This is a genomic window from Nocardia goodfellowii (assembly GCF_017875645.1).
Lineage (GTDB): Bacteria > Actinomycetota > Actinomycetes > Mycobacteriales > Mycobacteriaceae > Nocardia > Nocardia goodfellowii.
The window spans coordinates 6,261,601-6,271,757 of record NZ_JAGGMR010000001.1 but is presented as its reverse complement, the minus strand read 5'-3'; the positions used below and the strand labels follow the sequence as shown (position 1 = coordinate 6,271,757).

Here is a 10,157-nt window from a genome sequence, read left to right as displayed (position 1 = left end):
GGTAATCATCAACAGTGCGTGTATTAATTTCGCAAGTGGTCGAAATGCATATAGAGGCCAGGACTCAATGCGGAGCCGGTGAAATAGTCGATGGTGTCGAAATCTGTAATCGCCGGCTCCTCTGAGGTCGGTCGTAATCCGCAGCGGTCTAGGTGGTTTGGGTCCGGGGTGGGCCGCGCAACCAGGGGGCCGTGGCAATAGTTCGTGCGACATTGATGTTTCCGACTCATTGTCGAAGCCCCCCGGGGGATTCACTACTGCGACGATTCTGCACGCGGTTATTTGATGAGTCAATAGGTGCTAGGTGAATATTTTCAGGCGCTTCCAGCACCTATTCCGGGCAGGGCAAATCGCACCCTGTCGTAATACGGAACTTGGTTACTCCATTTCGACGGGCAGCAGAAATTCGTCTTCGAGACATAGCTTCGCGCTATTTGTAATCAACTTTCGGAATTTCGATCAGAAATACCACCCCCATTGGCGCGGCGCGGAAGTGTGCGATCCCGGCGGGGCAACCGTATCGATGCGAGACGATTCGGTCAGCCCGCATCGAGACGCTGTGTGGCGTCGTCGCGGCGCGCGGATTTCCCCCGCCGGCGCGGTTCGCGGATCAGCGGCGCGATTAGTGTCGTGATCGAAGGCCAACCCACAGTTCAGGCCTATGGCGCCCGTCGGCGGCCCGCTTGGCCAGGCGATGGCCCCGGCGGTCGAGATTGATGGTCCACACCATAGCCTCGAGAACATAGGTGCTGTCGTTGGCCATCGCCACGGCCTCGGAGAGATCCGGGATGCGCCACATGATCTTCGCCCTCTCCCGAGCGGGAACTTCGCGCCAAATGCTCGCCTCGAACGAGGATTTGACACGGCCCACCGCATCGTTAGCGCAGCCTTCCCTGCGGTCGGTGAACGCGGAGGTCTGCTCCCCGGTCGCCGGATCGAACACCACAAAGGCCTCGTTCTGACTGAGGCGTTTGGGTCGTTCGTCCATCACGGACCGCAGCGTCACCGTGGATCGATCCTCTGTCGGTGTCGAACCGGCACCACGCGGCGTGGTTCTCGCGAACGGTGTGGTTCGGCCGCACCGTCGGATCGGCTGTGGATTCGCGGTGTCTCCGCGAGCGAACTGGCATAGAACACCACTACTACTCTCCGGAATCGTCATTATCATTGATGAGAATAACATTTCCATCGCCGACGCGGGTTGAAATGGGTGCTGCTCGGCACCGCCGCTCAGTTGTGCCTCGATGCGCCGGTCACGGCACCGGGCGAGTGCGCCTGATCTCTTCGGCGAACCGTCGAACCTGCCAATGACCGTGGTCAGGCGCCCGGTGCAACGGTGAGGAAACTCCGCGCGAACTGCGGCCAGGCGCCCAAGTAGCCGCGCTACTGTACGACGGCTTTGCTGTGACGCACCTCATGGTCGACAGCAAACGAGCACACTGAAGCACTCGGGAGTGCAGGAGAACTCACCCGCGAAGCGGAGCGATCATCCGCGCCCCGCCTCGCCAACCTCTGAATACCGGGTGGTCAGCAGGAGATGGTTTCGCCGTTCTGGTCGGGCTGCAGGCGGGTGGCGCCGCCAGACGGCCTGACCGTGATACCGCTGTCGGTAATTCGCACCTCGGTCGGCTTCAGGTCCATCGGATAGCTCTGCAGGATCTTGGTCAACAGTTCTACGATGCTGTCCGCCAGATCGGTGGGTAGACCGATGCCGAACAGCTGTGCCGATCGCGTGTTCGCTTCGACTCTGCCGCCGACGATGTGCGGTGTCACCTGCAGGTCGGCGATGCCGCCGAGCACCTGCAACTCCAGCACGCCGGTGCGCGAATCGGTCCGGACCTCCGAGACCAGGCCCTTCAGCGTCTGCGCGATGCCGTCGTTGCTCCAGGTGGCCTCGACGCTGCTGCTGCCGACGTCGGCGCCGCCACGACCGTCGTCGATCAGCGTGATGTCGTTGAGCCGCGCGTGCACCTTCAGATCCATGGCCGACCCGAATCCGACATCGTCGCTGTCGAGGCTCACGTACTGGACCTGATGGTCGATCGCGGTGAGCAGCAACGGTTTCGGACCGAAGCTGACCGAGACCTTGGAGCCCAGGTCGCGCTCCAGGATGAACACCTGGTAGTCCATCGACAATCCGAGGATGAACGCGAATATCAGCAACGCCATGTATGCCGGAATTGGCCAGTGCTCCCTGACACCGAGAAGCGAGCTGCCCGAACCGGATTGAAATACCGCGATGACCACACCGAGAGCCGCGCAGACGGACACCACGTTGAGAACGGCCGCGTTGAGCGCAACCGGCGGAGCTCGAAACGCGATGGTGAGCGCGATGATCGACAACCCGAGCACCACCGCGAGGAAGAGGGGATGCGCGATTCGATCTTCGCGGCCATGTGCCTGGCGAACGCGGCATTGCGGGCGCGTCGGCTGGCGACGATATCGGCGAGCACCCGCTCGGCCCGATCGTCGAGATAGCCGCGTTCCCGCAGCACGTGCAGTGCGGCCGTGGCCGCGATACCGTTGCCGCCGAAGGTCGAGCTGTGCGCGAGGCAGTCGACCGGGTTGTTCCACACCGTGTACGCCCGCCGTGTCATCACCGAGCAACCGAACGGGACCTGGTGGTCGGTGAGGTTCTCACCGTAGACCCAGACATCGGCGTCGATCGCGGCAGCGGGCAGCCGGCGATCACCGATCGCTGCCGGGATCGGCAGACGGTCGCAGACAATGCGCATCGCGCCGTCAGCGGACGCCCTGCGCAGCAGGTCCTCCACTTCGTCCGAAAGCCCGTCGAATTCGTCGGAAAGAACGATCAGCACCGCAGCCCACGACTCCGTGGCGAGCACGTCGAAGGCCGCCTTGACGGAATCGGTCGACTGCACACCTGGCACTAGGGCATCGGCGAGCCCGGCTCGGGCCGGGTCGAAGTACTGGACCAGTGACTGTTCCGGATCGATGAACAGGATTTGTCCGGAACGGTCGTCGCGGGCGGCAGTGTGGCGTGCGAGTTTGACCGCCGCCGAGATCCCCTCTTCGGTTGAATTCGCCAGAAACGACACGCAGTCGCCGACCCCGGTCCCCGGGGTATGCACCAGGCTCAGCGTGTAGGCCAGGTGCGCCCCCTCTTCACTGACTGATTGGCCCGCGAACAGCATGTTCGGGCGTCCCTGCGCGTTGCGCTCGATGATCAGATCGCGCAACCAGCGGGCTGTCGGCGCGAACCGCGATCGTTGCTGGACATGGTCAACCTTCACGATGAAAGTCCTTGAAATTCAGTTGAATCCGCTGTGAAAACATGGGTTGGCATCGGAGCCGTCGACGACTCCGGTGGTCGGGATTATCCGAGGTTGATCCGGTGAAGCGTTCCGCGCATAGCTCTGCGATGCTCGGACGGTGGGCCGGATGTCGAAACTGGCAATGCCGTCCGCTTCCGGCGCCGGAGCGCGAGGCCCGCCGTCGGCACAGGTAAATTGTCGTGGCTTGGCGTGAATCCCGCGGTTGCTGGGGTATCACCAGTTTGTATGTCGACCGAGCACCCCGATCCAGGCTGAGCGCCCCCTTGAGCCCATCCCCGCCGAGATACAACTTCCGTAGATGAGAGCAACATTCTTCAACCACGAAATATGTTGCAATGCTTGCAATTTCAGCTACATCGGCGCTATCCGGCAGGAACGTCTACGTGCTGCTGCGCGCGCATCGTCAACGATGCTCTGAGCCCCACTTTCGACGAAGTCACGTGCGCCCGCAGCTTCCTCACCGACTTCGAAGCCCGCGGCCGCGTCATTCGGGACGGCAGCGACCCACCACGTCTCAGTCGCGCCCAGCGAGTCGCCCACCTATCCACCGCCTACGACGTCCCCAGCGGCGTAATACCGCCGCGTGGACTTGTCGTTGCACCGCTGGTTTTCCGTGTTCCGCGGTGCCCGCGCGCATGACCTCGATCGACTGCCGCTGTCATCGGGTCTGTTTACCGACCGGGCACTCCGAAGTCGGGTTGCGCAGGCCGTCAAGGAGATTCGGGAGGGTCAGTATCAGAAGGTGATCCTGTCACGCTCGGTACGGTTCCTCTTTTCTGTCGATGTGCCTGCGAATTACGAGCTCGGTCGGCGGGCGAACACGCCTGCTCGCTCGTTCCTGCTTCAGCTCGGTGGCGCCGCTGACAGCCGGTTTCGGTCCTGGGGCGATCATCACCGTCGACGACGTGGGTGCGGTGGCGACGCGGCCGCTGGCCGGAACACGCCCGATTGACAGAGCAACTGGCCGGTGCTCACCGGGGCGCATCTTGGTGTTGCCCGGCAGCCTTGCGTGCTTCGCGTTCGTCGTGCAGGCGTACGAGTTCGCGGAAGCCGAGCCGGTGGTATTTCGGGGTGGGCTGGATTCCCCAGTCGTCTTGGGCGGTGTCCTTGCCTTGGGCGCCTTCTGGTGGCCCGAGCGGTGGGTAGGGGTATTTGCACTCGAGGGTGTCGTCGGTGTACCGCACTTTGTACAGTTCGCTGCAGATCTCGGTCAGGCTCAGGGTCGGGTAGCCGTAGTAGATCGCCATGAACGGCAGCGTGAACGCGCCCTCGAGGACGAGGGCGATCAGGCATACCAGGACGGCTCTTTTGATCCAGGTGTGCATGCGCGCGTAGTAGGGAGTGGTGCCGGCCGGGAGGTCGTCGGCGGGTTCGGTGTCGGTCGAAGCTGGTGTGGTCACGATGTTGGTATCCCTCGAATATCGTTCAGTCGGAGAAGATTTCGCGGTTGACGGTGTGCAGGTAGGGAATGGCGAGGAAGGGGGTGATGTAGAAGATGTCGTAGAGCCACCAGCCGATGACGGGGAAGACGGTTCCGGCGTAGCGAACATCGGCGTACATGGTCATGTTGAACACGTAGACGACCCAGGTGACCACGCCCATCCAGCAGGTGACGATCATCCATTGCTGGCCCCAGCGCTTCATCTGCAGGAACCCGATCGCGGCGGCGACGCGCATCGAGAACACCGTGAGGATGAGCCCCGCGACCAGGGCTTTCTCGCCGGGGCCTGCCGCGCCGCCGACCCAGAGTTCGTTGTAGTGCCAGAAGTATCCGGCGTCGAACATGTTGCCCCACCCGACCAGCAGCACGCGGTTGATGAGGGTGTGGCTGGCGACCAGATCCAGCGCCCAGCCGAGGCTGTTGAGACAGCCGTCGATGAGTACGAGATACCCGATGAGGGTGATGACCATCGGTCGCACCGACAGACCCGCGTGCTCGGCTCGACGTTGCAGCCAGACACCGCGCAGGAAGATCGGCAGACCGATCAGCCCTGGTGCCCACATGCCCATCAGGGCGGCGCCGGTGATCATCCATTTGTCGGCGCGGCGCTGGGCCAGGCGGGACTGTTCGTGGTGGTCTTCCAGCGACAGCGGTGACGTGTCGGCGGCCGCTGGTTGTGACGTCGTCACAGGTCCCACCACCCGCGGGCGAAGGACATGTAGAGCTGGATGCAGAACATCGTCAGCAGATAGCCGTAGATGACGATCTGGAAGACGATCAGCGCTCGTTTGCGTTTGCGTTCCTTCAGGTCCATGTCGGCCGCACCTTCCTATGACGTGGTCGAGGTTTCGGGAGTGAGCAGGGTGGCGGCCGCGATCTCACGCAATCCTTCGGTGATCGCGCCGTCACTGCTCAGTGGCGCGAGAACGCAGGCCTCGGCGGCGGCGATCTCGGTGGCGCCCGCCGCGATCATGGCCGCGGCGGTGACGAGTACCCGGGTCGAGGGTGGTTCGAAGTGGAAGGCGCTGTCGGCCTGGCGAATCGAGGTCGCGCACGCGACCAGTCGCTGAGCAGCCGCGGGGTCGACCATGGTTTCGGAGACCAGCAGTTCGGCTTCGCGCTCGGGCGGCAGGTAGGTCATCGCCAGGGTGATGAATCGTTGGCGGAACGAGGGTTTGAGTTCTTTGAGCGAGCTGCGGTAGCCGGGATTGTAGGAGCACACGAGCATGAAGGTCGGCGGTGCTTGCACTACTTCCTGGGCCCGGTCGAGATAGAGCGCGCGGCGGTGGTCGGTCAGCGAATGCAGGATGGCCAGCGAGTCGTGGCGAGCCTCGACCACCTCGTCGAGGTAGCAGATCGCGCCCGCTTTGACCGCGCGCGTCAGTGGCCCGTCGATCCACTCGACATCACCGCCGGCGACCATGAACCGCCCGACCAGATCGGAGCTGGTGAGGTCGTCGTGGCAGCTGATCGTGACCACGGGCCGGCCCAGCAGCAGGCCCATGTGCTCGACGAAGCGTGTCTTGCCACAGCCTGTCGGGCCCGTGAGCATGACGGGAACGTGACGGCCGAAAGCCAGCTCGAACATCTCGACTTCGTTGCCGGCGGCGAAATAGGTGTCGGTGGTCATCGTTCTTCCGATCTGCGGTGATCTCAGGCGGTGACGAGTGCGCGATGGACGTGGGCCAAGACCCGTGGCAGGTCCTCCATTCGCCCGATGCGCTGGGAGCGGCGTGGACCGAAGACTTCCGGCAGCGGGTCGACTCGCACCGGTCCGATGCCGATGTAGTAGATGGTCACTCCGGCCTCGTCGGCCTCCTGGACCGCGTGCGCGGCGTCTGCCCAGGCGTAGCGGCCCTCGTAGCCTTCGTCGGAGATCAGGCCGTCGCCGATGACGATCAGCAGGCGGTGCTCGGCGGACTGGTCGAGTAGTCGCGCGGTCAGGTGCCGCAGCGGTGCCCCGAGGCGGGTGTAGCCACCGGTCTCCAGTCCGAGCCCGCCCGGCGGTAGGAACCGCGCGTCGTCGAAGTCCTTCAAGCGCCGCACTTCCACGCGATGGCGGGTATTGCCGGTGAACACGAAGATCCCGTGACGTTGATTGGCGCGGCGCATGGAGTGGGACAGGGCATCGGCGCAGGCGAGTTCCAGGCGAAAGATCTGCCCGCCGTGCACGCCGAGTGACGAGCTGCCGTCCAGCAGGAGCGCGGTGGCGACATCGCGGCTGCGCGGCATCAGTTCGCGGAAGATCCGGGGCTCGGCCGCGCTGCCGGTTGCCAGATCGATGTAGTGGCCGATGTATCGGTCGACGTCGAGGATCGAGCCGTCCTCGAGCCGGTCTGTCATTTCACGGTGGGTGTGTTGCTCGAACCATTTGCGCAGATCCGCGGTGACGGTGACCGTCTGCGGGCCGCGGGCGGTGTGGGCCTGTTCGAGCACCGCCACGTGATCGGGCATGAATCGCCGAGTCCACATGTTCCATTCGGGATACGGGATGCCGGGACGATGCTCGGGGGTGCGATCGAGATCGTTGTCGTGCGGTCTGCTCGGGGGCGGGAGGTTGGGATTGCGTACGCCGCCGTCACCGCCCACGGGCGTCGAATAGGGTCGGGGTAGCCGCTTCTGAGTGGTGGTCCACGGCATCCTGCCGAAGTTGCGGCGCAACCTCTCGGTCACGGTCTGTGGGCGCGTATAGGAGGTCGGCAGCAGCCCCAGCAGGGGGTGCGGTGTCCGAGTGCGCCCCGCCGCTGCCATGGTCACGGCCCGTTCGACCATCGCCGATGCAGTCATGTCCGCCGCCGCCATCTCCAGATCGGGGACCACGCGCAGGATTTCGGGTACCAGCCCGGGCCATCTGATCCCGATCCAGCCGAACGCGACCTCGGCCTCGATGATCGCGAGTGCGCGAAGTTCACCGCCACTGAGCTCGTTGAGCCGATATTCGGTGAGCCGTTCCTTCGACGGTGCGCACTGCAAGGCGATCCCGCATGTCAGGGTGCGCCGAGACCAGTCCCGCGCGAGCGGCGGATGAGGCACCTGGACGGTCTTCATGCTCGGGTTCAGTCCGAACACACGGTGCTCGCCGGTGACGAGTACGACACCGTCACGGCGGCGGTCGCTCAGCACGACCGCGGTCAGCGAGCAACTGCGCTCGACCATCAGCGAGTGTGTATCCGAGAGTCGAGTCATCGCGCACCCGCTGGTGCGCGATGACTCACGCGCACGCTACTCAGAACGTGCCGATATTGGAGAACATCCAGTACCAGAACGCGATGATCCCGACCGTGCCACCCCACGCTGCCGCGTAACGCGCGATTTCCCACAGATAATCCATGACCCCAGCTCCTGACCTCGATTGGATGACGAAACGTCAGTGGACCCTGCCGCCGTGCCGGAACTCGGTGAGATGCACCGCGCGGAGCGGGAGATGGGTCCTGCGGTTCGAGGCCTGCCGTCGCCATCACAAGACCCCCATCCGTAAGTTTGACTGACTGAAGTCAATATAATTGGCGCGAGCATTGCTGTCTATAGTCAGATGAGAACGCTTGAACAAGTAGTCATAACAAGAATATGTCGCGGAGGAATGCTGATCTGAACTGGATGAGCTGAGTTGAGTCAGTATTTGCTTTGGCGCGGCAGGAGACAGCCGCACGAGTTCGGGCACCCCCGATCGGGCATGCGCCTGGATGTCACGCGCGCTGGGCCATACTCGACTGCTGTTCAGTCGGAGAAGATTTCGCGGTTGACGGTGTGCAGGTAGGGGATGGCGAGGAAGGGGCTGATGTAGAAGATGTCGTAGAGCCACCAGCCGATGACGGGGAACACGACGCCCGCGAAGCGAACATCCGCGTACATCGTCATATTGAACACGTATCCGACCCAGATGACCACGCCCATCCAGCAGGTGATGATCATCCACTGCTGGCCCCAGCGCTTCATCTGGAGAAATCCGATCGCCGCGGCGATGCGCATGGAAAACACCGTCAGAATCAATCCGACTTCCCACGCCTTCTCGCCAGGGCCCGCCGCGCCGCCCACCCAGAGTTCGTTGTAGTGCCAGAAGTAGCCGGCGTCGAACATGTTGCCCCACCCGTTCAGCAGCACGCGGGCCAGCAATGTGTGATTGGCGACCAGGTCCAGCGCCCAGCCGACCGTATTGAGCGCGGCGTCGACGATAACCAAGTAGCCCAGCAGAGTGACCAACATCGGCCGAACCGTCAGCCCGTCGCGCTGGGCACGTCGCAGCAGCCTGATGCCGTACAGGAACAGCGGAAGGCCGAAGACCCCCAGCGCGGCAGTGCCGATCAGAATGCTGCCGCTGATCAACCACTTGTCGGCGCGCCGCTGCGCCAATCGCGATCGCCTGGAGTGCTCATCGAGGGACAGGGCCGCGCTCGCTGGATCCGCGTCGGCACGGGCAATGAGGCGCTTGGTGGGTTTGCCGGGAATCGACATCGATCTCCCCTGTGAACGAGGGTCGGCGCGCGACGGCCGATCTGGCGCTCACAAAGGTACCAAAACTGACTCCAGTCAACAAGATGATGATCGCGAAAGCCGCGTATGGCCGTTCATTCGGCCGGTGCGAGGCTGCGCATCGTTCGGATGAGGTAGTCCTCGACCAGCATTTGTCGGTTCGGCCACGCGCTGGTGGTGATCAGTAGCGCGTAGAGGCCGAGCAGGAAGAACACCGCACTGTTGAGCGGGGTGACCTCCGGGTCGATAGCCCCGCTGTCGCGCGCGAGTTCGATCCGCTGGGCCACCAGGTCTATGAGCGGATGCTCCCTCCCGTCGTCGGGCGGGCGTGTCTGCGAGAAGTGCGCCGCCAGAAAGTCCTTGAACAGCAGTGCACCCAGGCGATGCTCGAGGTCCAAGATCAGGCGGACCGTCTCGTTCAGTAGCTCGGCCAGGTCGCGGTCGCCGCGCAGGAAACGGCCGAGCTGCTTGACCATTCGCTGCTCTTCGCGCAGCTCGAGCTCCAGCAGGACATGCTGCTTGGTCGGGAAGTGGAAGAAGAACGTGCCATGGGCGACCCCCGCGGCCGCAACGATGGCACCGACGTCGGCGTCGGCCGTTCCGGTCCGCTTGAATTCCCCGATCGCCGCACCCATGAGGCGTTCCCTGGTCTGGAGACGCTTCGCCTCACGTGCCGATAAGCCGTCCGTCGCAGCCATTCGCGTCTCCTTTATTCCTGACTCGACTCATCGAGCAGTCCATGTCCATCGCCGCCCAGTAGGTTAGCGGGATCGGGGAACTGCTCGTTCGGATGGGTAAGTGGGCGCTCAGGGCCAGCCGAGGACCTGCAGCCACCTCCCGACTTGGCACAACGTCTTCCGAATGCGACGCGATGGTTCATTGCGGAATCGGTACATGACAGCATGTTTCGATTCCACGACTGGTTCGCCTTGTGGAAGCTCGCCAATTTC

12 protein-coding genes are annotated in these 10,157 nt (G+C 63.5%); 2 read left to right on the top strand and 10 right to left on the bottom strand.

What is annotated here, in order from left to right; genetic code table 11:
* Positions 1 to 622 precede the first annotated feature (622 nt).
* The 3 genes from BJ987_RS29025 to BJ987_RS29015 form a co-directional block, all read right to left on the bottom strand.
* Positions 623 to 1,006: a hypothetical protein gene (locus BJ987_RS29025; protein ID WP_209896125.1), complete on the bottom strand. Its 384-nt coding sequence runs from the start codon at positions 1,004 to 1,006 to the stop codon at positions 623 to 625.
* A gap of 521 nt (positions 1,007 to 1,527) precedes the next feature.
* A complete protein-coding gene (locus tag BJ987_RS29020) occupies positions 1,528 to 2,169 on the bottom strand; it encodes an LmeA family phospholipid-binding protein (RefSeq protein ID WP_209896123.1) in 642 nt (213 codons plus the stop codon).
* Entirely contained in the window at positions 2,157 to 3,254 is a 1,098-nt protein-coding gene (locus tag BJ987_RS29015) for a hypothetical protein (protein ID WP_209896121.1), read from the bottom strand. Before BJ987_RS29015 ends, BJ987_RS29020 begins: the two co-directional genes overlap by 13 nt.
* A gap of 369 nt (positions 3,255 to 3,623) precedes the next feature.
* Here BJ987_RS29015 and BJ987_RS38370 point away from each other — a divergent pair, with 369 nt between their 5' ends.
* Together BJ987_RS38370 and BJ987_RS38100 are read left to right on the top strand one after the other, a co-directional pair.
* Positions 3,624 to 3,935, top strand: a complete 312-nt coding sequence (locus tag BJ987_RS38370; RefSeq protein ID WP_504739755.1) for a hypothetical protein — start codon at positions 3,624 to 3,626, stop codon at positions 3,933 to 3,935.
* Positions 3,880 to 4,248: a chorismate-binding protein gene (locus tag BJ987_RS38100; protein WP_209896119.1), complete on the top strand. Its 369-nt coding sequence runs from the start codon at positions 3,880 to 3,882 to the stop codon at positions 4,246 to 4,248. Before BJ987_RS38370 ends, BJ987_RS38100 begins: the two co-directional genes overlap by 56 nt.
* Positions 4,249 to 4,267: 19 nt before the next feature.
* On the opposite strand, the gene BJ987_RS29005 is transcribed toward BJ987_RS38100, so the two are convergent.
* The 7 genes from BJ987_RS29005 to BJ987_RS28980 all read right to left on the bottom strand — a co-directional run bounded on the left by BJ987_RS29005 (position 4,268) and on the right by BJ987_RS28980 (position 9,905).
* Complete coding sequence (locus tag BJ987_RS29005) at positions 4,268 to 4,699, bottom strand: hypothetical protein (RefSeq protein ID WP_372446958.1); 432 nt, start codon at positions 4,697 to 4,699, stop codon at positions 4,268 to 4,270.
* Between the two features lie 22 nt (positions 4,700 to 4,721).
* Entirely contained in the window at positions 4,722 to 5,327 is a 606-nt protein-coding gene (locus tag BJ987_RS29000) for a hypothetical protein (RefSeq protein ID WP_245367592.1), read from the bottom strand.
* A 95-nt stretch (positions 5,328 to 5,422) separates the two neighbouring features.
* A complete protein-coding gene (locus BJ987_RS37875) occupies positions 5,423 to 5,551 on the bottom strand; it encodes a hypothetical protein (protein ID WP_281070397.1) in 129 nt (42 codons plus the stop codon).
* A 15-nt stretch (positions 5,552 to 5,566) separates the two neighbouring features.
* The gene (locus BJ987_RS28995) at positions 5,567 to 6,367 is read right to left on the bottom strand and encodes an AAA family ATPase (protein WP_209896116.1); all 801 of its coding nucleotides are present in this window, start codon (positions 6,365 to 6,367) and stop codon (positions 5,567 to 5,569) included.
* Positions 6,368 to 6,390: 23 nt separating this feature from the next.
* The gene (locus tag BJ987_RS28990) at positions 6,391 to 7,923 is read right to left on the bottom strand and encodes a nitric oxide reductase activation protein NorD (protein ID WP_209896114.1); all 1,533 of its coding nucleotides are present in this window, start codon (positions 7,921 to 7,923) and stop codon (positions 6,391 to 6,393) included.
* 531 nt (positions 7,924 to 8,454) lie between these two features.
* The gene (locus BJ987_RS28985) at positions 8,455 to 9,189 is read right to left on the bottom strand and encodes a hypothetical protein (protein ID WP_209896112.1); all 735 of its coding nucleotides are present in this window, start codon (positions 9,187 to 9,189) and stop codon (positions 8,455 to 8,457) included.
* Positions 9,190 to 9,302: 113 nt separating this feature from the next.
* On the bottom strand, positions 9,303 to 9,905 hold the full coding sequence (locus BJ987_RS28980) for a TetR family transcriptional regulator (protein ID WP_209896110.1): 603 nt from the start codon (positions 9,903 to 9,905) through the stop codon (positions 9,303 to 9,305).
* Positions 9,906 to 10,157: the final 252 nt, after the last annotated feature.